The sequence below is a fragment of the Streptomyces sp. NPDC059989 genome (genome assembly GCF_042736975.1).
Taxonomy (GTDB): Bacteria; Actinomycetota; Actinomycetes; order Streptomycetales; family Streptomycetaceae; genus Streptomyces.
Genome location: NZ_JBHWUO010000043.1, coordinates 41,623 through 65,416, shown reverse-complemented (window position 1 = coordinate 65,416; position 23,794 = coordinate 41,623). Strand labels below are relative to the sequence as shown.

Annotated in this window: 26 protein-coding genes and 1 pseudogene; 12 read left to right on the top strand and 15 right to left on the bottom strand. The window is 70.9% G+C overall.

Annotated elements, in window-relative coordinates; all coding sequences use genetic code 11:
- Positions 1-134: 134 nt before the first annotated feature.
- From ACFWBN_RS30035 to ACFWBN_RS30020, 4 genes are all read right to left on the bottom strand, one after another.
- Positions 135-725, bottom strand: a complete 591-nt coding sequence (locus ACFWBN_RS30035; protein WP_385181609.1) for a malonic semialdehyde reductase — start codon at positions 723-725, stop codon at positions 135-137.
- 104 nt (positions 726-829) lie between these two features.
- Positions 830-1,051, bottom strand: coding sequence for an exodeoxyribonuclease VII small subunit (locus tag ACFWBN_RS30030; RefSeq protein WP_385181606.1), 222 nt, complete (start codon positions 1,049-1,051; stop codon positions 830-832).
- 54 nt (positions 1,052-1,105) lie between these two features.
- The gene (gene xseA / locus ACFWBN_RS30025; protein ID WP_385181603.1) at positions 1,106-2,320 is read right to left on the bottom strand and encodes an exodeoxyribonuclease VII large subunit; all 1,215 of its coding nucleotides are present in this window, start codon (positions 2,318-2,320) and stop codon (positions 1,106-1,108) included.
- A 33-nt stretch (positions 2,321-2,353) separates the two neighbouring features.
- Positions 2,354-3,967, bottom strand: coding sequence for an APC family permease (locus tag ACFWBN_RS30020; RefSeq protein ID WP_385181618.1), 1,614 nt, complete (start codon positions 3,965-3,967; stop codon positions 2,354-2,356).
- Positions 3,968-4,053: 86 nt separating this feature from the next.
- Between ACFWBN_RS30020 and ACFWBN_RS30015 the strand changes: the two genes are divergently transcribed.
- Both ACFWBN_RS30015 and ppgK read left to right on the top strand, forming a co-directional pair.
- Positions 4,054-5,046 carry a 4-hydroxy-3-methylbut-2-enyl diphosphate reductase gene (locus ACFWBN_RS30015; protein ID WP_385181600.1) on the top strand — a complete coding sequence of 331 codons (993 nt, stop codon included), beginning with the start codon at positions 4,054-4,056 and terminating at the stop codon, positions 5,044-5,046.
- A 21-nt stretch (positions 5,047-5,067) separates the two neighbouring features.
- Positions 5,068-5,805, top strand: a complete 738-nt coding sequence (gene ppgK, locus ACFWBN_RS30010) for a polyphosphate--glucose phosphotransferase (RefSeq protein ID WP_385181596.1) — start codon at positions 5,068-5,070, stop codon at positions 5,803-5,805.
- A 54-nt stretch (positions 5,806-5,859) separates the two neighbouring features.
- Here the strand turns inward: ppgK and ACFWBN_RS30005 are convergent, their stop codons facing one another.
- Positions 5,860-6,378, bottom strand: coding sequence for a DUF6542 domain-containing protein (locus ACFWBN_RS30005; RefSeq protein WP_385181593.1), 519 nt, complete (start codon positions 6,376-6,378; stop codon positions 5,860-5,862).
- Positions 6,379-6,513: 135 nt separating this feature from the next.
- Between ACFWBN_RS30005 and ychF the strand changes: the two genes are divergently transcribed.
- Complete coding sequence (ychF, locus tag ACFWBN_RS30000; RefSeq protein ID WP_385181590.1) at positions 6,514-7,602, top strand: redox-regulated ATPase YchF; 1,089 nt, start codon at positions 6,514-6,516, stop codon at positions 7,600-7,602.
- 84 nt (positions 7,603-7,686) lie between these two features.
- Here the strand turns inward: ychF and ACFWBN_RS29995 are convergent, their stop codons facing one another.
- Positions 7,687-7,950, bottom strand: a complete 264-nt coding sequence (locus ACFWBN_RS29995; RefSeq protein WP_030207783.1) for a type II toxin-antitoxin system RelE/ParE family toxin — start codon at positions 7,948-7,950, stop codon at positions 7,687-7,689.
- Complete coding sequence (locus ACFWBN_RS29990) at positions 7,943-8,212, bottom strand: type II toxin-antitoxin system Phd/YefM family antitoxin (RefSeq protein ID WP_385181585.1); 270 nt, start codon at positions 8,210-8,212, stop codon at positions 7,943-7,945. The genes ACFWBN_RS29995 and ACFWBN_RS29990 overlap by 8 nt, the downstream gene beginning before the upstream one ends.
- Before the next feature lie 144 nt (positions 8,213-8,356).
- Between ACFWBN_RS29990 and ACFWBN_RS29985 the strand changes: the two genes are divergently transcribed.
- Positions 8,357-9,463, top strand: a complete 1,107-nt coding sequence (locus ACFWBN_RS29985) for a hypothetical protein (protein WP_385181583.1) — start codon at positions 8,357-8,359, stop codon at positions 9,461-9,463.
- A gap of 126 nt (positions 9,464-9,589) precedes the next feature.
- Here the strand turns inward: ACFWBN_RS29985 and ACFWBN_RS29980 are convergent, their stop codons facing one another.
- Positions 9,590-10,204: an antibiotic biosynthesis monooxygenase gene (locus ACFWBN_RS29980; RefSeq protein WP_385181580.1), complete on the bottom strand. Its 615-nt coding sequence runs from the start codon at positions 10,202-10,204 to the stop codon at positions 9,590-9,592.
- 237 nt (positions 10,205-10,441) lie between these two features.
- Between ACFWBN_RS29980 and ACFWBN_RS29975 the strand changes: the two genes are divergently transcribed.
- Together ACFWBN_RS29975 and ACFWBN_RS29970 are read left to right on the top strand one after the other, a co-directional pair.
- Positions 10,442-10,723 carry a type II toxin-antitoxin system Phd/YefM family antitoxin gene (locus ACFWBN_RS29975; RefSeq protein ID WP_385181578.1) on the top strand — a complete coding sequence of 94 codons (282 nt, stop codon included), beginning with the start codon at positions 10,442-10,444 and terminating at the stop codon, positions 10,721-10,723.
- Positions 10,720-10,974, top strand: a complete 255-nt coding sequence (locus ACFWBN_RS29970; RefSeq protein WP_385181575.1) for a Txe/YoeB family addiction module toxin — start codon at positions 10,720-10,722, stop codon at positions 10,972-10,974. Before ACFWBN_RS29975 ends, ACFWBN_RS29970 begins: the two co-directional genes overlap by 4 nt.
- A 35-nt stretch (positions 10,975-11,009) precedes the next feature.
- On the opposite strand, the gene ACFWBN_RS29965 is transcribed toward ACFWBN_RS29970, so the two are convergent.
- The 3 genes and pseudogenes from ACFWBN_RS29965 to ACFWBN_RS29955 form a co-directional block, all read right to left on the bottom strand.
- Positions 11,010-11,567 (bottom strand): HEAT repeat domain-containing protein, encoded by a 558-nt coding sequence (locus ACFWBN_RS29965; protein WP_385181572.1) that lies wholly within the window; start codon positions 11,565-11,567, stop codon positions 11,010-11,012.
- Positions 11,568-11,658: 91 nt separating this feature from the next.
- A pseudogene (locus tag ACFWBN_RS29960) lies at positions 11,659-11,784 on the bottom strand (CPCC family cysteine-rich protein); the annotation flags it as partial.
- A gap of 199 nt (positions 11,785-11,983) precedes the next feature.
- On the bottom strand, positions 11,984-12,565 hold the full coding sequence (locus ACFWBN_RS29955) for a Uma2 family endonuclease (protein ID WP_385181569.1): 582 nt from the start codon (positions 12,563-12,565) through the stop codon (positions 11,984-11,986).
- Positions 12,566-12,765: 200 nt separating this feature from the next.
- On the opposite strand from ACFWBN_RS29955, the gene ACFWBN_RS29950 reads away from it, so the two are divergent.
- Positions 12,766-13,938 carry a S8 family peptidase gene (locus tag ACFWBN_RS29950; protein ID WP_385181566.1) on the top strand — a complete coding sequence of 391 codons (1,173 nt, stop codon included), beginning with the start codon at positions 12,766-12,768 and terminating at the stop codon, positions 13,936-13,938.
- 3 nt (positions 13,939-13,941) lie between these two features.
- Here ACFWBN_RS29950 and ACFWBN_RS29945 read toward each other — a convergent pair whose 3' ends face one another.
- A complete protein-coding gene (locus ACFWBN_RS29945; protein WP_385181563.1) occupies positions 13,942-14,937 on the bottom strand; it encodes an SMP-30/gluconolactonase/LRE family protein in 996 nt (331 codons plus the stop codon).
- Between the two features lie 78 nt (positions 14,938-15,015).
- Here ACFWBN_RS29945 and ACFWBN_RS29940 point away from each other — a divergent pair, with 78 nt between their 5' ends.
- From ACFWBN_RS29940 to ACFWBN_RS29925, 4 genes are all read left to right on the top strand, one after another.
- Positions 15,016-15,453: a MarR family winged helix-turn-helix transcriptional regulator gene (locus tag ACFWBN_RS29940; RefSeq protein WP_385181560.1), complete on the top strand. Its 438-nt coding sequence runs from the start codon at positions 15,016-15,018 to the stop codon at positions 15,451-15,453.
- A gap of 134 nt (positions 15,454-15,587) precedes the next feature.
- Positions 15,588-16,787 (top strand): alpha/beta hydrolase-fold protein, encoded by a 1,200-nt coding sequence (locus tag ACFWBN_RS29935; RefSeq protein ID WP_385181557.1) that lies wholly within the window; start codon positions 15,588-15,590, stop codon positions 16,785-16,787.
- A gap of 178 nt (positions 16,788-16,965) precedes the next feature.
- Entirely contained in the window at positions 16,966-18,051 is a 1,086-nt protein-coding gene (locus ACFWBN_RS29930) for an alpha/beta hydrolase (RefSeq protein WP_385181554.1), read from the top strand.
- Complete coding sequence (locus ACFWBN_RS29925; protein WP_385181551.1) at positions 18,048-18,839, top strand: trypsin-like serine peptidase; 792 nt, start codon at positions 18,048-18,050, stop codon at positions 18,837-18,839. The genes ACFWBN_RS29930 and ACFWBN_RS29925 overlap by 4 nt, the downstream gene beginning before the upstream one ends.
- 20 nt (positions 18,840-18,859) lie before the next feature.
- On the opposite strand, the gene ACFWBN_RS29920 is transcribed toward ACFWBN_RS29925, so the two are convergent.
- From ACFWBN_RS29920 to ACFWBN_RS29910, 3 genes are all read right to left on the bottom strand, one after another.
- Positions 18,860-19,801, bottom strand: a complete 942-nt coding sequence (locus ACFWBN_RS29920; protein ID WP_385181548.1) for an EamA family transporter — start codon at positions 19,799-19,801, stop codon at positions 18,860-18,862.
- A 59-nt stretch (positions 19,802-19,860) separates the two neighbouring features.
- The gene (locus ACFWBN_RS29915; protein WP_385181545.1) at positions 19,861-20,691 is read right to left on the bottom strand and encodes an isocitrate lyase/phosphoenolpyruvate mutase family protein; all 831 of its coding nucleotides are present in this window, start codon (positions 20,689-20,691) and stop codon (positions 19,861-19,863) included.
- Between the two features lie 163 nt (positions 20,692-20,854).
- On the bottom strand, positions 20,855-21,964 hold the full coding sequence (locus ACFWBN_RS29910; RefSeq protein ID WP_385181542.1) for a pyridoxal-phosphate dependent enzyme: 1,110 nt from the start codon (positions 21,962-21,964) through the stop codon (positions 20,855-20,857).
- A gap of 218 nt (positions 21,965-22,182) precedes the next feature.
- Here ACFWBN_RS29910 and ACFWBN_RS29905 point away from each other — a divergent pair, with 218 nt between their 5' ends.
- Positions 22,183-23,763: a S8 family peptidase gene (locus ACFWBN_RS29905; protein WP_385181539.1), complete on the top strand. Its 1,581-nt coding sequence runs from the start codon at positions 22,183-22,185 to the stop codon at positions 23,761-23,763.
- Positions 23,764-23,794 lie beyond the last annotated feature (31 nt).

The window sequence follows — 23,794 nt, the reverse complement described above, 5'->3', positions numbered from 1 at the left end:
TAGCCGCTCGGCACTTGGGGGGGGGCGGTGTTTTTCTTTTCGGCAATTTAGAGCGGGTTGGTCGGGTTTGTCCGTCACGGGGGTGTGGCCGCGCACCCCCAAGGGGTGCGCGGCCTCTCCGCGTGGTGCGTGGCTCAGACGGTGGTGATGACCTGGTCGATCTCCAGGCGCGGCGAGCGCGGGAACCAGGCGTCCTCGCCCGGCTTGCCGATGTTGACGACCATGATCGGGGTGTGGTCGGCGTCCAGGAACTCCTTCTGGATGCCGGCGAAGTCCGCACCGGTCATCGGGCCCGCGGCCAGACCGGCGGCGCGGACGCCCACGATGAAGTACGCGGCCTGCAGCGCGGCGTTGACCAGCGCGGACTGCTCGCGGACCGGGCGCTCGGCGAAGAACGCGTCCTTGGCCTGCGGGAAGTGCGGCAGCAGCGCCGGGAGCTCCTCGTGGAACTCGTTGTCCGCGGAGAGGATCGCGACCAGCGGCGCGGCGGCGGTCTTGGCCTGGTTGCCCTCGGCCAGGTGCTTCACGAGGCGCTCGCGGGCCTCGGGGGAGCGGACCAGCGTGATGCGCAGCGGGGTCCCGTTGAAAGCGGTGGGGCCGTACTTCACCAGGTCGTAGATCGCCTGGACCTGCTCCTCGGTGACCGGCTCGTCGGTGAACGAGTTGGCCGTACGGGCCTCGCGGAACAGCAGGTCCTGCGCGGCGGAGTCAAGAACGAGAGACATCGGAAAGCCTTCTTCCATACGGAGGTGAAGCGTCGAGCGATGTCCCCGACTCTACGGCGAAAGTGTGTGAACTTTCAACTAACTGCCCGTAGTCGTGATCAGTGTCACTCCTCGCCGCCGGCCGCTTCGCGCGCCGCGAGGGCCGAGTCCAGCCGGGCCCGGGCCCCCTCCAGCCAGTGCCGGCAGACCTTCGCCAGCTCCTCGCCGCGCTCCCAGAGCGCGAGCGAGTCCTCCAGCGAGGTCCCGCCGGCCTCCAGCTTGCGGACGACCTCGATGAGTTCGTCGCGGGCCTGCTCGTACCCCAGCGCGGTTTCGGCCTCTGCCATTCCCGGTTCCATCCTCTGTGTGTAGTGCGAAGAATTGATTGCGGCCGTATGTCGTTATTCGTCCGCCGTGACCGACACCGAGAAGGTGCCCTCCGAGACCCGGGCGCGCAGCACCTCGCCCGCCGAGACCTCCTCCGGCGAGCGCACCACGTGCCCGTCGGCCCGCTGGAGTACGGCGTACCCGCGCTCCAGGGTGGCCGCGGGCGACAGCGCCACCACCCGGGCGAGGGTGTGCGCGAGCTCCGAATCGGCCCGGTCCAGCAGGTGCCCCAGGGTCCGCCGGCTGCGGGCGAGGAGGGCCTCCAGCTCGTCCTCCCGGGTCTCCACCATCCGCTGCGGGTGGACGAAGACCGGCCGGGCGAGGGCGTGCGCGAGGCCCCGCTCCTCCCGGTCGAGCAGCCCGCGCACCGCCCGCAGCCCCCGGCCCTGCAGCTGGCGTACGCGATCCAGCTCCTCGCCGACGTCCGGGACCACCTTCTTCGCCGCGTCCGTGGGCGTGGAGGCCCGCAGGTCCGCGACGAGGTCCAGCAGCGGGGAGTCCGGCTCGTGGCCGATCGCGGAGACCACCGGGGTACGGGCCGCCGCGACCGTCCGTACGACCTCCTCGTCGGAGAAGGGCAGCAGGTCCTCCACGCTGCCGCCGCCGCGCGCCACGATGATCACGTCGACCTCGTCCAGGGCGTCGAGCTCCTTGACCGCCTGGATCACCTGGGGCACCGCGTGCACCCCCTGCACGGCGACGTTGCGGACCTCGAAGCGGACCGCCGGCCAGCGGCGCCGGGCGTTCTCCAGGACGTCGCGCTCGGCCGCCGAGGCCCGCCCGACGACCAGCCCGATCAGCTGCGGCAGGAAGGGCAGCGGCTTCTTGCGCTCCAGCGCGAACAGACCCTCGGAGGCCAGGGACCGCTTGAGCTTCTCCAGCCGGGCGAGCAGCTCGCCGATGCCGACCGGCCGTATCTCCGTGGCCCGCAGGGACAGCTGCCCGCGCGGGGCGTACCACTCCGGCTTGGCCAGGACGACGACCCGCGCGCCCTCCGTCACCGCGTCCGCGACCTCGTCGAAGACCTGGCGGTAGCAGGTCACGCTGAGCGAGATGTCGTGCGAGGGGTCGCGCAGCGTCAGGAAGACCACCCCCGCCCCCGGCCGCCGCGAGAGCTGCGTGATCTGCCCCTCCACCCACACCTGGCCGAGCCGGTCGATCCAGCCCCCGATGAGCCGGGACACCTGGCCTACCGGCAGCGGCGCCTCGGCCGACGTATTGAGTCCCATGTACGCAGGCTAACGGGCTGCGCTGACAGCGTCTCAGGCTCCGCTGCCGGTGTCGGGATCCGGACGCCGCCGTGCGCTCCCGCGGGGGCCGGTGTCGGGGCTGCCGTCAGGGCCTCCGCCCGGGCTGCCGTCCGGGCCTCCGCCCGGGCTGCCCTCGCGGCCGTCGGGGTCGTCGTACGGGCTCCCGCCCGGGCGGTCGTACGGGCCTTCGTCCCGGCTGCCGTCCGGGCTGCCGTCCCGGCTGCCGTCCGGGCTGCCGTCCGGGCCGTCTCCGGGGCCCCGGCGGCCGCGCTGGGCGAGGAGCACCCCCAGGCCCACCGCCAGCCACACCGCGCCCACCAGCTGCGCCGTCCAGGAGGCCTCGACGATCACCGCGACGGTCACCGCCGCGCCCAGCACCGGGAGGGCCAGGTGCTTCCACCAGTTCGGGGCGCCCTCCCTCCGCTGCACCACGAACCAGCCCACCACCGAGGCGTGCAGCAGGGTGAACGCCACCAGCGCCCCGACGTCGACGACCGAGACCAGGTGGTCCAGCCCGTCGTCGCGCCGGGCCGCCCACACCGCCGCGACCAGCGTGATGACCGCCGCCACCAGCAGCGCGGGCCGTGGGGTGCCGTCCGAGGTCCGCGCCAGCACGCGCGGCAGCCGCCGTTCCCTGGCCATCGCGAACACCAGCCGCCCGGCCGCCGCCTGCCCGGCCAGCGCCGCGAAGGCCGCCCCGATCGCCTTGCTGATCGCCACCAGGTCGTGCAGCCAGAAGCCGACGGAGGACTCCACCGCGTTGTAGAAGGCGGGGCCCTGCTGCGCCGGATCCGCCGCCAGCTCGGCCGCCGTGACCGGGCTGAGCAGCGCGACGAGGTAGGTCTGGGCGATGAACAGCACCCCGGCCAGCGCCAGGCAGAACAACACCGCCCGCGCCACCCGCTCCGAGCCCCCCGTGACCTCCTCCGCGAAGGAGGCGATGGCGTCGAAGCCCAGGTACGACAGGACCGCGACCGACACCGCGCCGAGCACGGCGCCCACGCTGAAGCCCAGCGAGCCGTCGCCGGTCAGCGGGGAGAGCCAGCCGCGCTGGGCCCCGTCCCGGACCAGGACGGTCACGGCGGCGACCAGGAAGACCAGGAGCACCAGGATCTCCATGGCCAGCACGGCGAAGCCCACGCGCGCGGCCGCCCGCACGCCCCACAGGTTGAGCAGGGTGGTGATCACGACGGCCAGGGCCGTCCACACCCAGCGGGACACCTCCGGCACCAGCGCGTTCATCGCGATCCCGGAGAACAGGTACGCGACCGCCGGGATCAGCAGGTAGTCGAGCATCGCCATCCACCCGGCGATCAGGCCGGGGCCCTCGCCCAGGCCCTTGCGGGCGTACGTGAAGACCGAGCCGGCCTGCGGGGCCACCCGCACCATCTGCGCGTACGAGAAGGCCGTGAAGGCCATCGCCACGGTCGCCGCGAGGTAGACCAGGGCCACGGCCCCGTGCGATGTGGCGTCCAGGGTGCCGAAGACCCCGACCGGGGCCATGGGGGCGATGAAGAGCAGCCCGTAGACGACCAGGTCCCGGAACCCGAGGCTCCGCCGCAGCCGGCCTTCGCGGGCCCGCTCCGGTACCGGTGCCGCCGTACTGGATTCCGCACCGGACGCCATCGACCCTCCGAGGGATGCTGTGGACACGCTTGCGATCAAGTGTGTGGCGTACGGGGGACGAACGGCCTGCTGGGCACCCCCGTACGATGGAGGGCATGACTGCTGCCGCTTCCCGCCGTGTCCTGCTCGCCGCCCCTCGCGGCTACTGCGCGGGCGTCGACCGAGCCGTGATCGCTGTCGAGAAGGCTCTCGAGCAGTACGGCGCGCCGGTGTACGTCCGGCACGAGATCGTGCACAACAAGTACGTCGTCCAGACGCTGGAGAAGAAGGGCGCCATCTTCGTCGAGCGGACGGAAGAGGTCCCGCCGGGCTCCATCGTGATGTTCTCCGCGCACGGCGTGGCGCCCGTGGTGCACGAGGAGGCGGCGCGCGGCAAGCTCGCGACGATCGACGCGACGTGCCCGCTGGTCACCAAGGTGCACAAGGAAGCCATCCGCTACGCGAACGAGGACTTCGACATCCTCCTCATCGGCCACGAGGGCCACGAGGAGGTCATCGGCACCTCCGGCGAGGCCCCGGACCACATCACGATCGTGGACGGCCCGGACGACGTGGCCAACGTCGAGGTGCGCGACGAGTCGAAGGTCGTCTGGCTGTCGCAGACCACCCTCTCGGTCGACGAGACGATGGAGACGGTCGACGCGCTGAAGACCAAGTTCCCGCTGCTCGTCTCGCCGCCGAGCGACGACATCTGCTACGCCACCTCGAACCGGCAGGCCGCGGTCAAGGTGATGGGCGCCGACTCCGACCTGGTCATCGTCGTCGGGTCGAAGAACTCCTCGAACTCCATCCGGCTCGTCGAGGTCGCCCTCGACGCCGGCGCGCGCGCCGCGTACCTGGTGGACTTCGCGAGCGAGATCGACGAGGCCTGGCTGGAGGGCGTGACCACGGTCGGCCTCACCTCGGGCGCCTCGGTGCCGGAGGTCCTGGTCGAGGAGGTCCTGGAGTGGCTGGCGGCGCGCGGTTACGCGGACGTCGAGATCGTGAAGACGGCGGAGGAGTCGATCGTCTTCTCCCTCCCGAAGGAACTGCGCCGCGACCTGCGTGCGGAAGCGGCGGAACTGGTCGCCGACAAGTAAGTCCTTTCGTACGGTATGTCCATGCAGATCATGGGTGTGGACATCGGCGGTTCCGGGATCAAGGGCGCTCCCGTGGACCTGGACCGCGGCGACCTGACGCAGGAGCGCCACAAAGTACTGACACCGCAGCCGGCCACCCCCGAGGGGGTGGCCGGCTGCGTCGCGGAGGTGGTCGGCGCGTTCTCCTGGTCGGGCCCGGTCGGGGTCACCTTTCCGGGGGTGGTCACGAACGGCATCACCCGTTCGGCGGCCAACGTCGACAAGGCCTGGGTCGGGGTCGACGCGGCGGCGCTGCTCTCGCGCGAGCTCGGCGGCCTGCCGGTCACGGTCCTCAACGACGCGGACGCAGCGGGCGTCGCGGAGATGACGTACGGGGCCGGGCGCGGGCGGGGCGGCACGGTCATCCTGCTCACCCTGGGCACGGGCATCGGGAGCGCCCTGTTCACGGACGGGCGCCTCGTCCCGAACACGGAGCTCGGGCACCTGGAGCTGAAGGGCCACGACGCGGAGACGCGGGCGTCGGTGAAGGCCAAGGAGGACGGGGGCCTCACCTGGGAGCGATGGGCGCACCGGCTCCAGAGGTACCTGGAACACGTGGAGATGCTGTTCTCCCCGGACCTCTTCATCCTCGGCGGCGGCGTCAGCCGCAAGCCGGAGAAGTTCCTGCCCCTCATCGAGGGCATCCGGGCCGAGATCGTCCCGGCGAAGCTCCAGAACAACGCGGGCATCGTGGGAGCGGCGATGGCGGCGAAAGGCTAGGCGGGATCGGGCTGGATCCCGCCTGCCCAGCCGGCCCTAGAGGGCGCGGCGGACCTAGAGGGCCCGGCGGGGCAGGCGCCGCCGGCCGATCAGCACGGCCTTCCGCACGACGGCGATGAGGGCGGCGACCAGCGTCCCCGCGTACAGCCAGCCGGCGTGCAGGGACAGGACGGACACCAGCCCCATCAGCTGCCCGCCGAAGCCGCCGGAGCCGCCCGAGATGGGCCACGCTCCGGCGGCGAAGGCGATGGGGGCGGCGATCGGCGCGGTGATCAGGTCGGCGGGCCGCACCCAGAGGGCGGTGGCGGCCGCGACGGGCAGGAAGAGCAGCCCGTAGACGAGGAGCGAGGACCCGAAGAGCAGCCAGGAGATCCCGCCCGCCAGCACCATCGCGGCGCAGGCGAACAGCCCGCCGCCGAGCCCGGTCAGCCGGGGCCGGGGCAGCCGCCGCGCGAGCGCGGGCCGCGGCCGGCCGCCGCCGCCCTGGGCGGGTACGGCGGCGCTCGGCGCGCCCCGCCGCTGGGCCGGGGGTCGCTGCGGGTGAGGTGCGGGTCGCGTCCTGTATTGCTCCACCCCACCAAACTAGGCGGGGAGGCCGCCGGATCCGGGCGCGGACACGCGTACATCCACCGCCACTCATCGGAAAGTAAACTGTCCGATGGCCCACTCCCGGGCCGCCGCCCCCTCCAGCTACGGGAAGTCGCCAACGTGTCGCTCACGATCGGAATCGTCGGCCTGCCGAATGTCGGCAAGTCGACCCTGTTCAACGCCCTGACCAAGAACGACGTGCTGGCGGCCAACTACCCGTTCGCCACCATCGAGCCGAACATCGGCGTCGTCGGCGTCCCGGACACCCGCCTCGCCGTCCTGGCCGGGATCTTCGGCTCGCAGCGCATCCTCCCCGCCACGGTCGACTTCGTCGACATCGCGGGCATCGTGCGCGGCGCCTCGGAGGGCGAGGGCCTGGGCAACAAGTTCCTCGCGAACATCCGCGAGTCCGACGCGATCTGCCAGGTCATCCGCGCCTTCAAGGACGAGAACGTCGTCCACGTCGACGGCAAGGTCTCGCCGAAGGACGACATCGAGACGATCAACACCGAGCTGATCCTCGCCGACCTCCAGTCCATCGAGAAGGCGGAGCCGCGCCTGACGAAGGAGTCCCGCCTCCAGAAGGAGAAGGTCGCGGTCCTGGCCGCGGTCGTCGAGGCCAAGAAGATCCTCGAAGCGGGCGACACCCTCTTCTCGAAGGGCATCACCAAGGGCACGGAGCAGGGCGACCTCCTCCACGAGCTGCACCTGCTCACCACCAAGCCGTTCCTCTACGTCTTCAACGTGGACGAGGACGAGCTGACGGACGACGCCTTCAAGGCGGAGCAGTCGGCGCTCGTCGCCCCGGCCGAGGCGATCTTCCTGAACGCCAAGCTGGAGGCGGACCTGGCGGAGCTGGACGACGAGGAAGCCCTCGAACTCCTCCAGTCGGTCGGCCAGGACGAGCCCGGCCTGGCCACCCTGGGCCGCGTCGGCTTCGCCACGCTGGGCCTCCAGACCTACCTGACGGCCGGCCCGAAGGAAACCCGCGCCTGGACGATCCCGCAGGGCGCCACCGCCCCCGAGGCCGCCGGCGTGATCCACACCGACTTCCAGCGCGGCTTCATCAAGGCCGAGGTCATCTCCTTCGCGGACCTGGTCGAGTGCGGCTCGGTCAACGAGGCCCGCGCGAAGGGCAAGGCCCGCATGGAGGGCAAGGAGTACGTCATGCAGGACGGCGACGTGGTCGAGTTCCGCTTCAACGTGTAATTGCATACCCACAGACGGCCTGACCTGCGAGAACGCAGGTCAGGCCGTTCTGCTGTCCGCAACAGTCCGCAGAACCGGGAGCAGCTACGTGTCGTAGACCGTGGAGCGGTGTCCGACGTGTACGACCCACACCACCAGCTCCCCGTTGTCGATCGTGTAGACGACACGGTAGTCGCCGACCCGTAGGCGGCGGCGCTCAGGCTGGGATACGAGTGCGGTGGTGTTGAAGCCGAAGGGGTCGCTCTCCAGCTCTGTCAGTTTGGCCAGGATGCGAAGCGCCATGTCACGCGGGATCTTGCGCAGCTCGGCCTGGGCCTCGGGGCGGAACACCGTGCGATAGTCACTCACTGCGTGCCAGCGTCTCCCTCATCACGTCCTCGATCGGGACGCCCGCGGCCGAACTCGCCATGCGCTCGTCGATGATGCGGTTGATCTCGCGCTCTTCCCACTCCTGGTACTTGCGCAGCACCTCGATCGAGACCACGGCGGCGACCTGCTTGCCGCGACGGGTGATGACAGTGGGCATGTCGTCGCGGTCGGCCCGTTCGACGACTTCGGCCAAGTGAGCGCGTACGTCGCGGATGGACTCTATGGGCAGCGGCTGAGTCATGCCTCAAGGGTACCGAGTGTGCCATGTGTACACAATCTGGGTTGCGTGCACTCGTTGGGATGAGCTGCCGATTGGGTGGCTAATTTCGGGGACAGAGATCCGGGAGCAGTTCATCCCCTTCTTACTGTTCGTGAGGTCACAGGCGTGATCGTCTTGGCGCCGCTATACGCGTCAATCTTCAGTGTGGCCGCGGTCTGTATCGGCGGGAGGCTGCTAGCCGACGTCCCGCTGCTTGCATTCCCTGTGCATCGTCCGGGGGCGTGGCTGCGGCGGTTCCACGCGCCACATCGACGGGCCCGGCGGCACGTCGAGGAACTGGTACAGAAGTCGCAGGCGTCTCTTCTGTGCCTCGGCGTCCAGCCGCCCGACCGTTGGCTGCGCGCGGTGCTGATGAGGTGGCGATTGGCGGAGCGCGGCGCATGGTGGTCGTCATGGGTGCTGGCGCTTATGGCGCTGACGGCGTTGGCATTGGGGCTCATGCTTGCAGCCGCAGCCGAGTCGCACCTACAGGCTCTTCTGTGGGTGTTCCTGCCCAGCTGGTCGCTTCAGTGGCTCGTGGTGCTGCATATCCGGTTGTCCGACATCGCGATGCGCCGTGGCTCTGCGGAGGCGAACCTATATCGCGCCGCGGTCGATGTACTGCTCGCCTGCGGCACTCACCATCGGCAGCCGCGAACCACGAGCACAGTTGACCTCGTGCGGTGTGTGAGGAGGCTGCGAAGGGCACTGGTGTGTTACGCGCGGTTCGGGCTGCCGCGATGTGCTCAGGGGCGTGCGAGGGATGTCGCCCAGGCGACGATTCTTGATCGCGCGTTCGCTGAGGCGATTGATTCCGTGCTGGCAGACCGGCGTCAGCTGGCGGCCCTGGCGAGCAGGGTCGTCGGCCTGATGAATGCCCTGGCTCGCCAAGAGCCGCTGAGCTTGGTCGGTGACGATGACGCGGTGGTTGATGTCCTGGAGGGAGGGAGGACCTTCAAATCCTGGCGAGCGGCCGGCGTGCTGCTCCTGGCGTTTTCGGTCTGTTCCGGTGTCGCGCTCGGGTTCCAGAGCCTCGGACTAGAGTCCGCCTGCCTCTCCGCCGTGCTGTCGGTGTTTGCCGCCTGCGCATGGACCGTAATGGATCGCTACGGGGTTCTTGGAGCGTGCCGGCCTCCGGCTCAGGTGGGCACGACTTCCGCAGTTCCAGGCGCTGGTGCGGAAACCCGTACGGAGGTGGAGCTCGCTCAACGCGGTCGGTTATTCAACGTGTAGTCGTAGCCTTCGGAAGGGGTCGGACTCTGATGAGTGCGACCCCTTCTGTATTTCCGTGCTGACCTCCTCGTGCTGACTTGGAATCGGATGTCAGTCCGAGTGGCCCGGCGCGCGAGGGGCGCAGGGTCAGGCGTGGGGGACCGCCGTGGCGAGGACCACCTCGAATTCCTCCAGGCTGCGGGTGGTCATGTGGGCCTTCGTCGCGGTCTCTCCGCGGACCGCCGCGACGGCGCCGCGGGATGCCACGAGGGCGTCGCGGTCGGTATAGAGCGCGCCGACAGCGGCTCTGCCTCGATCGCGGTCGATGAGCAGGGAGATGCCGGCCAGTCCGGGGATCTTCTGGATCTTGGGCAGTGAGGTGTCGCGGAACGTGTCCACCAGCAGGTCGATGTCGGCCGGCTCGACGTCCATGCGGACCAGCCGGAACCCCGCGCCGGGCCCGAGTTCCTCTGCGCGACGGGCGACCGCCGCTTCCCAGTTGTCCACCGTCACGGTCTTCGCGAAGGGCGCCATCATCTCGGCCCGCCGCTTGCTCAGGTTCTCGTAGCTGGCCTGCCGGGAGGCCTCGTCCTCCCACCACGATCCCACCAGGAGCTTGCCGAGCTCGCGGTCGGCGAACAGACCCATCCCGCGAAAGCCCGGCTGCGTCGACAGCAGCGCCCGCCCGTCGGTCCGGAGAGCCTCGGCGACCCCGTCGAGCTCGGCCGGATCACCCGTTGCATAGATGCTGCGAACGTACATAGCGCCTCTTCCTGCCTTCCGGTGGCCCCGCGCGGGCTCGTGTTCCCCACTCCATGCGATGGCCGAGGCGGATGGGGGTCAACGTGGCAGGGGCATTCAGGTGAAGAGGCGGGCCGTCGTTGTTGCCCGTGCTGGGACGGTGCTGGGATATCTGACCAATCATCAGTCGTTCGACCCGGCCGGGAGGCGACGAGAGTGGTACGTTATTAGGTACCACTTGAGGGAAGAGGTCAGGTCATGTCCATAACCGCGAGCGAAGCCCGCAAGGAACTCTTTCCGCTGATCAAGAAGGTCAACGAGAACCACGAGGCCATCGAGATCGTCTCGAAGCACGGCAACGCCGTGCTCGTCTCGGCCGAGGACTACGCGGCCCTGCGCGAGGGCTCTTACCTGCTGCGCTCTCCGGCGAACGCCCGCCGGCTGCTCAAGGCGTACGAGAACGCCCTGGCAAACATCAACGTGTCGGAGCGCGAGCTGATCGATCCGGACTCGGCGGACGCGGGTGCGGGTGCCGCGTGAGGCTTGTCTTCGAGGACCAGGGCTGGGAGGACTACACGTCCTGGCTCAAGAACGACCGCAAGATGCTCGCCCGGATCAACAAGCTCATCGAGGACGTCAGACGTGACCCGTTCTCAGGAATCGGCAAGCCCGAACCTTTGAAGTACCACCTGCCCGGCGTGTGGTCGCGGCGGATCGACGACGAGCACCGTCTCGTCTACCTGGTGACGGAGAAGGAGATCATCATCCTTGCGGCTCGGTACCACTACTGACCGCCCGTGCGGGGACGGTGCCGGGACCGCATCGGTCACCTCTCCGGGTACAGGTCGGTGCGGTCGATCCAGGCGGGGGCGACGAGGATGTCCTCGCCGATCGGCGCTCCGGTGGCTTCCAGGAGGGACCAGGCGCGGGACTCTTCGACCAGGTGGTCCCAGGGCGCACTCCAGTCCAGCTGCCAGTCGAGGCCCGTGCCGGAGACGCAGTACGTACGGCCGGCGTCCACCCGCCAGAACTGGGAGTAGAGGGTCAGCTGGGCGTGGTCGGTCAGGTCGTTGATGATCGCCGTGAAGTGGGCGGAGGGCCAGCCGGGGCTGTCCGCCGGGGTATCGGTGCGTAGGTGGGCGGTCAGCGAGGGGACTACGGGGGTGCGGGCGCCGAGTTCCGTCAGGGCCCAGCGGATGCCGTCGGGCTCGGTCCAGTCCGGCGGGGTGGCCCGTTCCAGGCAGGTGCGGTAGGCGCGGCGCAGGGGCTCGACCGCGCCGTCGATCTCCAGGCTCGCCAGGGCCACGGCGGCCCATTCGCGGACGGTCGGGTTGTCGCTCTCCAGCAGCCCGATGAGGGCTGGGCCACAGCGTGGGTCGCTCACCTCCTGGGGGGCGCCAGGCGGGGTCGAGCGGCTCGTCCGCGGCCGGCGGGCGGACGAACGGTAGGCGGCGCTGGTCGCAGGCGCCGAAGGCCTGGTAGTGCTGCTGGGCCTCGATCAGGGAGATCTTGTTCGCGCCGCCGTCCATGGTCGGCCGGCGGAACTGGACCCCGTCGTCCTCCCAGGAGCAGACCGGGCAGATCTCGTACGAGCCGGGCATGTCGTCGAGCACGCGGTGCCCGCAGCAGGGACAGGGGGAGGAGTCGCTCACCTGCGCAGTCTCGGTGCAGGTCCCACCGGTGTGCCATGGATTTCTCTGCCTCAGCAGACATTCCGCTTCGACGTGTAGTCGCGCTTTGCGGGAAGGGTCGGACTCTGCCGAGCCGAGTCCGACCCCTTCCGCGTTCCCGTGCCGGCCGTCAGCCGCTTCGGGGCGGTGTGAGCTTGTCGAGGTCCAGGCTGATCTCGAAGGGCACCGGGCGCTGGAGGGTGCCGCGGAAGATGCCGGCGGGCGCGTAGGCGCCGGTGGGTTCGTCGAGTTCGTAGACGTGGACGACGGGTGCCCCGTCCTCGTCCTCGACGCACCAGTAGTGCGGGATGCCGGCCTCCGCGTACTTGCGGAGCTTTACTGTGCGATCGCGATGGGCGGACTCGGGAGAGACGACCTCGATGACGAGCTGGACGTCTTCGGGAGCGAACCAGGTGCGGTCACCGTCGAAGTCGGCCGTCGTCACCAGTAGGTCCGGTTCGGGCCGGTTGCGCGGGTCGAGCTTGACGGTCATCTCGCGGCCGACTCTGGTGTCGGCGGGAGCCTGCTCCATGAGGGCGACCGTGAGCATGGTGACGAGGTGGCCATGCCACCACCTCTGGGGCGACATCATGAAGACGAGGGCTCCGTCGATCAGCTCGGTGTGGCGGGGTGCCTCGGGGAGGCGGTCCAAGTCCTCCGCGAACCAGCCTTCCGCGCGCGGCGGGCGCATCCAGTCGGGCAGTGCGGTCATGGCTTTACGGTAGCGGCCCGCAGCTCGTGTCGGAGAGCCGATGACCTCGGCAGCCGCTCCGCCCTCGGACGTGGTGACTTGTGCCCCCAGTCGGCCGAGGCGGGTCGTGGGGCGGCGGGGTGGTGGGGTGGGATCGCTCAGCATCGGCACCTGTAAGCCGTACGTGCCCCGACGGGCCGACGAAAGATCAGGTGCACCCGATGAGAAACCGCCTCGGCGCAGTGCTGTCCGCCGCCCTCCTCGTGGCCGGCCTCCAGCTCGCCGCGACCACCGCCGCGCAGGGCGCCACCCCGCCGCCCGGTGATCTGCGGCTCGCTCCCGCCGCGACCGCCGTCCCGGACAGCTGGATCGTCGTCCTCAAGGACGGGGAGGACACGGCCCCGGCGCAGGCCATGGCCACCGGCGCGGGCGGGGAGGTCGGGCACGTCTACCGGAGCGCCCTGCGCGGCTTCTCGATCCGGGCGTCGCAGGACCAGGCCGCCGAGCTGGCCGCCGACCCGCGCGTCGCGTACGTGGAGCAGGACGCGGAGGTGCGGGCCTCGGACACGCAGGCGGACGCGCCGTGGGGCCTCGACCGGATCGACCAGCGGGCCCTGCCGCTGTCGCAGACGTACACCTACGACTCGACGGCCGCGAACGTGACCGCGTACGTCATCGACACCGGCATCCGCACCACCCACACCGACTTCGGCGGCCGGGCGCGCGCCGGCTTCGACGCCTTCGGGGGCAGCGGCCAGGACTGCAACGGGCACGGTACGCACGTCGCCGGGACGGTGGGCGGGACCACCTACGGCGTCGCGAAGCGCGCCTCCCTCGTGTCCGTGCGGGTGCTGAACTGCAGCGGCTCCGGCACGACCGCCGGGGTGATCGCCGGCGTGGACTGGGTGTCGGCGAACGCGGCCAGGCCCGCCGTCGCCAACATGAGCCTCGGCGGCGGGGCCAGCTCGGCCCTGGACGGCGCGGTCGCCCGGTCCATCTCCTCCGGGGTCACCTACGCGATCGCGGCGGGCAACTCCTCCGCGAACGCCTGCAGCTATTCGCCCGGCCGCACCCCGTCGGCCATCACCGTCGGCGCGACCCTCCGCTGGGACGCCCGCGCCGCCTTCTCCAACTACGGTTCGTGCCTCGACCTCTTCGCCCCGGGCGTCGGCATCACCTCGGACTGGTACACGGGCAACGCCGCGACGAACACCCTCTCCGGCACCTCGATGGCCGCCCCGCACGTGGCCGGCGCCGCCGCGCTGTACCTGTCGGCCCACCCGGCCGCGACCCCGGTCCAGGTCAGGGACGCGGTGGTGGCCAACGCGACGGCGGGCGCGGTCCTCGTCCCCGGCGCCGGCTCTCCGAACCGGCTGCTGTACTCCCGTTTCTGAGGATCAGAGGCCGCGGACCGCGGCGACGGTGAAGGTGGTGGGGGCGCCGCCGCCCGGTCCCATGGGGCCGCCCTTGTCGAACTGCGAGCGGACCACCAGCGTGCGGCCCGGGGTGTGGGCGAGGGTCGTGGGGATCTGCAGGGACGGGTCCGTGACCGAGTGGACCAGGCGGGCGCGGGTGCCGTCTGCCGCGAGGTGCCAGCGGGTCAGCGTGTTGGTGGTGTTGTGCGCGACGCGCAGGGTCCCGTCGGGGGAGAGGTCGAGGCCGTCGGCGGCCTTCAGGTCAGCGGCCTTCAGGCCGGGGCCGGAGAGGGCCACGCGGACGATGGCGCCGGTGCGGAGGTCGACGCGGTAGAGGTCGCCGCCCGTCATGTCGACGGTGAGCAGGTAGCGGCCCGCCCGGTCCGAGACGATCCCGTTGAGGGTGAAGGTGCCCTCGGGCCGCGGGCGCAGGACCGCGGTGAGGTCGTAGGCCTCGGCCAGGGTGCCGCCGCCGGCGGCCAGCTGGGCCGGGGTCGCGCGGTAGACCACCCCGCGGACGCTGTCCGTCAGGTACGCGGTGCCGTCCGGGGTGACGGTCAGGTCGTTGACGAAGCGCGGGGCGGTCCCGGCCACCTCGAAGCGGGCCAGCCGGGCTCCGGTCCGCGTGTCGTAGACCGAGACGCCGGCGGTGGAGTCCGTCACCCACAGGCGGCCCCGGGCATCGACGCGCAGGCCGTTCGCCGTGCGCCGGCCGTCGGTGCCGGAGGGCAGGAAGACCTCCGCCTCGGAGCGGCCGGGGCGGGCCCGGTAGACGGTGCCGTCCGCGTACGAGCCGACGTAGACCGTGCGCGTACGGGGGTCCGCGGCTATGCCCTCGGGGTAGACCTTCGCGCCGGGTATGGAGAAGGCGGTGGATATCCAGGCATCTGCCCGGGTATCGGTTGCCTGGGCCGGCGTCGCACCCAGGGTGAGGGCCCCGGCCAGGGCGGTGGTCAGGGTGGTGGCCAGAAGCTTCATCAGGTGTCCTCTACTGAGTAGGTGTAGGCGAATGTATGTTAGAGCTCTAATGCATGCAAGAGGCCGTAGGATGCGGGAATGACCTCCATGGCCCCCGAGGAGCGCATCGGCTCTCATCTGAAGCGCGCCGAGCAGGCGCTCCTCGCGGCGAAGAACGCCGCGTGCAAGCCGGCCGCAGTAACGGTTCCGCAGTACGCGGCCCTGCTCTGGCTGGCCGAGAAGCCGGGCATCTCCGCCGCCGCGCTCGCCCGGCTGTGCGGGGTGACGCCGCCGACCATGAACACCGTGCTGAAGAACCTCCAGGAACGCGGTTTCATCGAGCGGACCCCGCACGAGTGGCACCGCAACGTGCTGGAGACCCGGCTCACGGTCGAGGGGCGCGCGGCGCTGGAGTTGGCGGACGCCGGGGCGGTGCGGGTGGAGCGGGCGCTGGCCGCCGCGTTCAGCGGGGAGGAGCGGGAGTTGTTCATCCAGCTGCTGGGTCGCTGCGCGGAGGCGCTCGACGCCCAGCGTTAGCCCGCAGTTCCCTTGAGATATCTGTCATGTTTTTGCCGGGATTTGGAACTCTCCGGGGTATTCGTACATCAGGACTAGGGGATGCCCAGTCGTTCTGCCCTCGGGGGCAGTCGTGACCGTTCGGAGCGAAGTTCGTGCACCAGTACCCGCAGAGCCCGCGGCCTGATCAGCCGTCGTACCAGGACCAGTCGGAGCGGTACCCGCAGGATCCCCAGTACCAGGAGCCGTACCGGGAGCAGCAGCAGTACCGGCAGCCGCCGCAGCCGCCGCAGCCCAAGCGGTCCCGCCGCGCGATATGGATCAGCGCGGCCGTCGCCTTCGCGCTCCTGCTCGGCGGCGGCGGTTTCGCGGCCTGGAAGCTCGACTGGTTCTCCGGCAACGGCGAGAAGGTGAGCTTCGGCGCGGCCACCCCGCCCCCCGTCGCGGACAAGAAGACCACCCCGAGCGAGGCCCCCAAGCCCTCCGGGGATCCGGACGTGCTGATGCCGACCGGGCCGAAGTCCGACTTCAAGCAGACCGCCAAGCTCGACGACGGCACGATCATCGCCAAGACCCGCCTCGCGGGCGCGAAGTCCGGCTTCGAGGGCGACGTATGGGTGTGGGCGCCCAAGGAGTACGACGACCCGAAGTACGCCAAGAGCGGCTTCCCGGTGCTCATCGCGCTCCCCGGCGGCAACGGCTTCCCCAGCAACTACTGGGCCGACCGCAGCCTCGGCGTCCAGAAGGCCATCAGCGAGGGCGTCCAGGCGGGCACCAGCCTCCCCTTCATCGTGGTCATGCCGGTGCTCAACCCGGACAACAAGTACTACTACGACGGCGCCGACATACCCGGCCAGCCCAAGATGGGCACCTGGATCGCCGAGGACATCCCGGCCTTCACCAAGGCCAACTTCCGTACGTACAAGTCCCGTGACGGCTGGGCCTTCATGGGCTCCTCCTCCGGCGCCTTCGTCGGCATGAAGACGGTCCTCCAGTACCCCGACCGGTTCAAGGCCGTGATAGCCAGCGGCGGCGAGATCGTCCCGGACTCCCCGCTCTGGAAGGGCCACCAGGCGGAGATGGACGCGAACAACCCCGAGAAGCTCGCCCAGAAGCTGATCGACGCCAAGGGCCCCGAGGTCTACATCAACTTCCAGATAGGCACCAAGGAGAGCGGGAAGGAGCGGATGACGAAGTTCGTGCAGACGTACGGCAAGGGCCCCGTCAAGACGACCATCCGCGACATCCAGAACGGCGAGCACAACGGCTGGCACTACGTCCGGGGCATGAAGGAAGGCTCCCTGGAGTGGATCAGCAAGGTGCTCAAGGCTCCCAAGCCCGACACCGCCGGCTGACACCCGTACGCCCGTACGCCCGTACCCCGCCGGCCCGCACGGCGCGTGGCACTCGCCACGTCACTCCCGTCCCAGGCAACCCATCCCGTCGTTCATACCTCTGTAAAGGGTGTAAGGGGGACCGATCGGTCCGGCCCGCGCTCCGTACCGAGCGCCGGAGAAGGAACGGGACAAATCCGTGCAGCATGACCAGCAAGGCGACGGCAGCCCCATGACCAAGGGCAGCCGTCGCCCCAAGCGCCTGCGCAGGACGCTGATCGGCGGTGGGCTCGCGCTCACCCTCGTGGCGGGCGGCGGCGCAGTCGCGTACAAATACGGGCTCTTCTCGGACATAGGGGATCCTGTCTCCTTCGAGAAGGTCCAGGAGAAGGCCTCCAAGGCCTCCGACGTCCGGCCGGGCGTGCTGATGCCCACCGGCCCGCAGGCCGAATTCGTCCGCACCAGCCGGCTGCCGGACGGCACGCAGATCGCGAAGACCACGCTGACCGGCAAGAAGTCCGGGTTCACGGGCGACGTGTGGGTGTGGGTGCCCAAGGAGTACGACGAACCGAAGTACGCCAAGAGCGCCTTCCCGGTCCTGATCTCCCTGCCCGGCGGCCGCGGCTACCCCACGAACTACTGGGGAACGGGCCCCGGCCTCGGCCTCCAGAAGGCCGTCAGCGACGGGGCGAAGGCCGGTACGAGCCTGCCCTTCATCCTGATCATGCCGGTGCACAACGCCGACACCAAGCACCACTTCGACGCCTCGGACATCCCCGGCCAGCCCAAGATGGGCACCTGGATGGCCGATGACATCCCGGATTTCGCGAAGGCCAATTTCCGGACCTTCACCTCCCGCGACGGGTGGGCCTTCATGGGCTCGTCGGCGGGCGGATTCGGCGCCTTCAAGCACCTCCTGAAGTACCCCGACCGCTTCAAGGCCGCCATCGCGAGCGGGGTCGACATCGTCCCCGATTCCCCGCTCTGGAACGGGAACACGCAGGCCATGGACGAGAACAACCCCGAGAAGCTCGCCTCGAAGCTGATCGAGGAGGGCGGTCCGGACGTCTACATCAACTTCCAGATCGGCACCGCGGAGAGCGGCCGCGACAAGGCCGAGAAGTTCATGAAGGAGTACGGCAAGGGTCCCGTGCACACCACGCTGCAGGTGATCCAGGATGGTGAGCACAACGGGAAGTCCTACGTGCGCGGCATGAGGGAGGGCGCTCTGGAGTGGATCAGCAAGGTGATGTCCGGACCGACCCCCGACCCCGGCGTGCGATGACCCCGGTGGTGAAGGGGGCGTCGGCGGCCGCCGTCGCGGGGATCGCGGCGCTCTTCGCCGTCGCGTTCCTCAAGACGCCGGGCGACCGGCCGGTGCACCCCTTCCCCACCGTCGGCGTACTCATGGCCAACGGGGAGCACTGGTGCACGGCGAGTGTCGTCGACAGCCCCGAGGGCAACGTCGTCGCCACCGCCGCGCACTGCGTGGCCCCCGCCGGGGAGGACGGGCTGCCGGGCGAGGTCGCCCACGACGGCCTGGCCATCGGCGAGCTCGCCTTCGCCCCCGCCTTCTCCGGGGAGGGCTCCGGCAGCCAGCCCCTCGGGGTGTGGAAGGTCCGCTCGATCCACGTGGACGACCGCTGGACGCGGTGGGGCGACGACACCGCCGACTTCGCCTTCCTCACCATCGCGCCCGACTCCGACGGGCGCAGCGTCCAGGAGGCCGTGGGCGGGCGGGCCGAGGCCCCGAAACCGGACTGGACCTCCGGGTACGAGCGGGACGTGACCGTCGTCGGCTACCCGGAGTCCGAGCACAATCCGCAGAACAAGCCCGTCTCCTGCACGACGCAGACCCGCCACGACGACGATGACCCCGACATGCTCTACATCAGCTGCGCCGGATTCTGGACGGGCACCAGCGGCAGCCCCTGGATCGCCGACCGGGGCGGGCCCGACCGGCCCGGGCGGCTGATCGGGGTGCTGAGCGGCGGGGACACGGACGTGGACTCCACGGCCGCGCTGTTCGACGAGCGGGCGAAGGCGCTGTACGAGCGGGCGGCCCGGGGCTGACCACTGGCCCCCCTCTGCGCCTAAGTCTTGCGCTCCGTGCTGACGATCACGCCCACCGCCGCCACCACGATCGCCCCGCCGAGCACGATCGGCCAGGTCAGGGCCTCGTCGAGGATGAGCGCACCGAGCGCCACCGCCACGACCGGATTGACGTACGCGTACGTGGACACCAGCGACAGCGGCGCCGCCTGGAGCAGCCACACGTACGCCGTGAAACCGACGAGCGAGCCGAAGAGCACCAGGTAGCCGAGCGCCAGCCAGGAGGCGGTGGAGAAGGCCGCCGGGTCCAGGCCGCGGTGCTCGCCGCGCAGCAGGCCGACGACCACGCCGGCCACCCCGCCCGCGAGCATCTGGTACGCGCTCCCGGCGAACGGATTGCCCGGCAGGTCCAGCCTCGACGCCGAGAAGGAGCCCAGCGACCACAGCACCGAGGCCGCCACCACCAGCAGCACCCCCGACAGCCGCACGGCACCGCTGAGCCCCGGGCTGGTCAGCACCGCGAGCCCGGCCAGGCCGACCAGCACCCCGCCCAGGGTGCGCCGGGGCGGCCGGTCGCCGGTGGTCGCGCGCAGCACCACCACCCACATCGGCACCGCGGCGACCAGCAGCGCGGCGAGCCCGGACGGCACCGAGGTCTCGGCGAGGACGACCAGGCCGTTGCCGCCGAGGATCAGCAGCAGGCCGACCAGGACCGCCGAGCCGAGCTGCGCACGGGTGACCTTGAGTGCGGCCGGGCCGTACCGCCAGGCGACGGCGGCGGCCAGGAGCAGGCCGGCGGTGATGAAGCGGGCTCCGGCGGAGAGGAAGGGAGGCATGGTCTCGACGACGATCCGGATGCCGAGGTAGGTCGAGCCCCAGACGACGTAGACGAGTGCCAGGGCGGTCCAGACGGTCCCGGTGATCCGGCGGGGCGGGGCGCCGGCGGGCTTGGTCCCGCTCCCCGCGGCGGTTGATGTGCGCATGGCCGGATCCTAGGGGTCGTTGGCCTATGCAGGCTTCTGGATATCTCAGCCCTCGGCTCTCAGCCCTTCAGCAGGCTGTTCAGCTCCCCGTACGGGAGGGAGTCGGCGAGGGACCCGTAGGTGCCGGCGGCGAGCAGCTCCTCGGTGGCGCGGCGGACCACGGCGTACGCGGCTTCGGCGACCCAGGAGCCGAGGCTGACGCGGGCGACGCCGAGGGTGCCGAGCTCGGCGACGCTGGGGGCGCCGGGGCCGACGAGGATGTTGAGCGGGGCGTCGATGCCCTTGGCGAGCTCGGTGATGGTGGCGGGGTCGGTGACGCCGGGCACGAAGACGCCGGTGGCTCCGGCGCGGAGGTAGGCGGCGGCGCGGGCGAGGGTCTCGTCGAGGCGGGTGGCGGGGTCGCCGAGGCCCCGGAGGTACGTGTCGACGCGGGCGTTGATGAACAGCGGCACCCCGGCGGCGGTCGCCGCGGCGCGGGCGGCGGCCACGCGCTCGGCGAACTCGGCGGGAGTGCGGCCGCCGTCCTCGATGTTGATGCCGACGGCGCCGGCGGCCAGCACCCCCGCGACGGTCTCCCCGACGCCGGCGGGGTCGGCGCCGAAGCCGCCCTCGATGTCGGCGGTCACGGGGACGGAGACGGCGGCGGCCACGCGGGCGACGAGGTCCAGGGCCCGGTCGCGGGCCAGGACGTCACCGTCGGGCGAGCCGAGCGACCAGGCGACGCCGGCGCTGGTGGTGGCGACGGCGGGGGCACCGGCGGCCTCGACGACACGGGCACTGGCGACGTCCCAGGCGTTGGCGAGGGGGAGGGGGGCGGCGGGGCTGTGCCGGTCCGCGAAGGCGCGGGCCTTGGCGGTGAGGGCGGCGGCGAGGTCAAGGTTGGTGGCCATGGGGCCAGTTCAGCAGACCGAGGGTGCGAGGGCTCGCGGATTTCCGACATGTACGTCGGGATCGAGCTGTGCCCGGGGCTCCGCCGGCGGGGCTATAGATAGCCCCGCCGGCGTTTGAGGCGCGGGGTCTGGGGCGGAGCCCCAGGTCTTGGACGGCGGGCCGTCAGGCCAGGCCCGTTTTCGCGCCCGCGCCGCACAGGGGCAGGACCGCCGTGCGCCCCTGCAGGGGATCGCCGGGGGCGGAAGGGCCGACCGCCGCCCAGCACGCCGCGGCCGTCGGCTCGACGAAGAGGCCGCGCCGGGCCAGATCCCGCTGCGCCTCCCGCAGCCGCCCGTCCGGCACCGTCAGGAACGTGCCGCCCGACTTCCGGACCGCCGCCAGGATCTGCCGCGCCCGCGGCGGCGCCGGGATCGCGATCCCCTCGGCCAGGGTCGGGAGCTGGGGCACCGGCGCCGCCTCCTCCGCGCCCGCCGCGAAGGCGGAGGCCAGCGGCGACACCGCCTCCGCCTGCACCGCGATCAGCGCCGGCGGCCGCACCCCGCGCCGGGCCAGCTCCTCCACCGCCAGGGCCGCGCCCAGCAGCAGCGTGCCGTTGCCCACCGGGACGACCAGGGCCTCCGGCAGCCGGCCGCCGAGCTCCTCCCACACCTCGTACACGTACGTCTTCGTCCCGTGCAGGAAGTACGGGTTGAAGACGTGGCTCGCGTAGAACACCCCCGGCTCGTCGGCGGCCTTCCGGGCCGCCTCCGCCGCGGCCTCGCGACCGCCCGGGACCACCCGTACGACCGCCCCGTGCGCCCGCATCTGCTCGGTCTTCTTCTCCGAGGTGCCCTCGGGCACGAAAACTTCACAATCCAGCCCGGCCCGCGCGCAGTACGCCGCCACCGACGTCCCCGCGTTGCCGCTGCTGTCCGCCACCACCCGCTCCGGAGCCAGCCGCCGGGCCAGCTCCGCGAGCATCACCGCGCCCCGGTCCTTGAAGGACAACGTCGGCATCAGGAAGTCGAGTTTGGCGTGAACCCGCTCTGCCAGCGGCACCAGCGGAGTGTGCCCCTCCGCCAGCGAGACCGAGAACGCCCCCGGCAGCGGCAGCACGGCCCCGTACCGCCATAGCGAATTCGGCCCGGCGGACGGGTCCAGCGCCACGGCCGGATCCGGCGTGAAATCGAGGTCCCACGGGCCGGCGCAGACCGGGCAGCACCACGGTGCCGTGCGGGCGTCCGCGCGCGTGCCGTCCTCTGGGCAGACATAACCGGGGAGTGCGTGCGTCATGTGCGGAGTGCCTTTGCTCAATCATGGCCGGGGTATGGCACGGATGTTACGCGTCGGCCGTCCTCTTGTGGCAGGCGCGGGCCGTGGGTCAACCTTTCGGAGGCGACAGCCTGTTGGGCCATCTGCTTTGTCATGGGCATGCCTTTTCATGCCCTGGGGTGCCCGCCGGGCTCCGCTCAACCCCCCGCAACGCACCACCTATGAGGAGGACCCCTCACATGTCCGTGATGCGTCACACCCGCCGGAAGATCGCCGGCATCAGCGCGACCGCCGTCGTGGCCCTCGCGCTCGGCGCGGCCGCCGCGTTACCCGCCTCGGCAGCCGACAACGGCGCGCAGGGCGTCATCGAGAACGCCGGTGCCGCCGGAACCGTCGCCGGCAGCTACATCGTGACCCTGAACGACTCCGCCGCCCGCTCCACCGCCGAGAGCGGCAAGGCCGTCGCCAAGCGGTACGGCGCGAAGATCGACCGGACCTACAGCGCCGCCCTCAACGGCTACTCCGTCGAGGTCTCGGAGGCGCAGGCCAGAAAGCTCGCCGCCGACCCGGCCGTCAAGTCGGTCGTGCAGAACCGGGTCTTCACCGTCGACGCCGCCGATGCCACCCAGCCCAACCCGCCGTCCTGGGGCCTGGACCGCATCGACCAGCGCGCGCTCCCGCTGAACCAGAGCTACACCTACCCGGACCAGGCCGGCGAGGGCGTCACCGCCTACATCATCGACACCGGCGTCCGCAAGACGCACCAGGACTTCGGCGGCCGCGCCTCCGACGGCTACGACGCCATCGACAACGACAACACCGCCCAGGACGGCCACGGCCACGGCACGCACGTCGCCGGCACCGTCGCGGGCGGCGCGTACGGCGTGGCCAAGAAGGCCAAGATCGTCGGCGTCCGCGTGCTCGACAACAACGGCTCCGGTACGACCGCCCAGGTCGTCGCGGGCATCGACTGGGTGACGCGGAACGCGGTCAAGCCGGCCGTGGCCAACATGTCGCTCGGCGGCGGCGCGGACTCCGCGCTCGACACCGCCGTACGCAACTCCATAGCCTCCGGCATCACCTACGGGGTCGCCGCGGGCAACGAGTCCACCGACGCCTCCACCAAGTCCCCGGCGCGCGTCGCCGAGGCCATCACGGTCGGCGCCACCACCAACACCGACGCGAAGGCCAGCTACTCCAACTACGGCTCGATCCTGGACATCTTCGCGCCGGGCTCCTCCATCACCTCCTCGTGGGGTACGGGCGACACCGCCACCAACACCATCTCCGGTACCTCGATGGCCACGCCGCACGTCGTGGGCGCGGCCGCGCTGTACCTGTCGCAGAACCCGTCGAGCACCCCGGCCCAGGTCCGGGACGGCCTCGTGAACGCGGCCACCCCGAACGTGGTGACCAGCCCCGGCACCGGCTCCCCGAACCGGCTCCTCTACGTCGGCACCGGCGGCACCACCCCGCCCGGGAAGCGCTTCGAGAACACCGCCGACTACGCGATCAACGACAACGCGACCGTCGAATCCCCGGTCACCGTCAGCGGGGTCTCCGGCAACGCCCCGGCGTCGCTGAGCGTCTCGGTCGACATCAAGCACACCTACATCGGTGACCTCAAGGTCGACCTGGTCGCGCCCGACGGCACCCTGTACAACCTGCACAACCGCACCGGCGGCAGCGCGGACAACATCATCAAGACCGTCACGGTCAACGCCTCCTCCGAGGTGGCCAACGGGGTGTGGAAGCTCCGGGTGAACGACAACGCGAACATCGACACCGGGAAGATCGACTCCTGGGCGCTCCAGTTCTGACGAACCGTCCGGACCGGGGAACCGGACCGGG

What these genes read in the sequence shown, in the direction of transcription:
- ACFWBN_RS30020 (WP_385181618.1), bottom strand. Translation starts at nt 3,967, where the DNA reads ATGGCGTCCGGTGCGGAATCCAGTACGGCGGCACCGGTACCGGAGCGG.
- ACFWBN_RS29950 (WP_385181566.1), top strand. Translation starts at nt 12,766, where the DNA reads ATGAGAAACCGCCTCGGCGCAGTGCTGTCCGCCGCCCTCCTCGTGGCC.
- ACFWBN_RS29945 (WP_385181563.1), bottom strand. Translation starts at nt 14,937, where the DNA reads ATGAAGCTTCTGGCCACCACCCTGACCACCGCCCTGGCCGGGGCCCTC.
- ACFWBN_RS29990 (WP_385181585.1), bottom strand. Translation starts at nt 8,212, where the DNA reads ATGACTCAGCCGCTGCCCATAGAGTCCATCCGCGACGTACGCGCTCAC.
- ACFWBN_RS29915 (WP_385181545.1), bottom strand. Translation starts at nt 20,691, where the DNA reads ATGGCCACCAACCTTGACCTCGCCGCCGCCCTCACCGCCAAGGCCCGC.
- ACFWBN_RS29975 (WP_385181578.1), top strand. Translation starts at nt 10,442, where the DNA reads ATGTCCATAACCGCGAGCGAAGCCCGCAAGGAACTCTTTCCGCTGATC.
- ACFWBN_RS29955 (WP_385181569.1), bottom strand. Translation starts at nt 12,565, where the DNA reads ATGACCGCACTGCCCGACTGGATGCGCCCGCCGCGCGCGGAAGGCTGG.
- ACFWBN_RS30035 (WP_385181609.1), bottom strand. Translation starts at nt 725, where the DNA reads ATGTCTCTCGTTCTTGACTCCGCCGCGCAGGACCTGCTGTTCCGCGAG.
- ACFWBN_RS29920 (WP_385181548.1), bottom strand. Translation starts at nt 19,801, where the DNA reads ATGCGCACATCAACCGCCGCGGGGAGCGGGACCAAGCCCGCCGGCGCC.
- ACFWBN_RS30030 (WP_385181606.1), bottom strand. Translation starts at nt 1,051, where the DNA reads ATGGCAGAGGCCGAAACCGCGCTGGGGTACGAGCAGGCCCGCGACGAA.
- ACFWBN_RS29905 (WP_385181539.1), top strand. Translation starts at nt 22,183, where the DNA reads ATGTCCGTGATGCGTCACACCCGCCGGAAGATCGCCGGCATCAGCGCG.
- ACFWBN_RS29910 (WP_385181542.1), bottom strand. Translation starts at nt 21,964, where the DNA reads ATGACGCACGCACTCCCCGGTTATGTCTGCCCAGAGGACGGCACGCGC.
- ACFWBN_RS29980 (WP_385181580.1), bottom strand. Translation starts at nt 10,204, where the DNA reads ATGTACGTTCGCAGCATCTATGCAACGGGTGATCCGGCCGAGCTCGAC.
- ACFWBN_RS29940 (WP_385181560.1), top strand. Translation starts at nt 15,016, where the DNA reads ATGACCTCCATGGCCCCCGAGGAGCGCATCGGCTCTCATCTGAAGCGC.
- xseA (WP_385181603.1), bottom strand. Translation starts at nt 2,320, where the DNA reads ATGGGACTCAATACGTCGGCCGAGGCGCCGCTGCCGGTAGGCCAGGTG.
- ppgK (WP_385181596.1), top strand. Translation starts at nt 5,068, where the DNA reads ATGCAGATCATGGGTGTGGACATCGGCGGTTCCGGGATCAAGGGCGCT.
- ACFWBN_RS29925 (WP_385181551.1), top strand. Translation starts at nt 18,048, where the DNA reads ATGACCCCGGTGGTGAAGGGGGCGTCGGCGGCCGCCGTCGCGGGGATC.
- ACFWBN_RS30015 (WP_385181600.1), top strand. Translation starts at nt 4,054, where the DNA reads ATGGAGGGCATGACTGCTGCCGCTTCCCGCCGTGTCCTGCTCGCCGCC.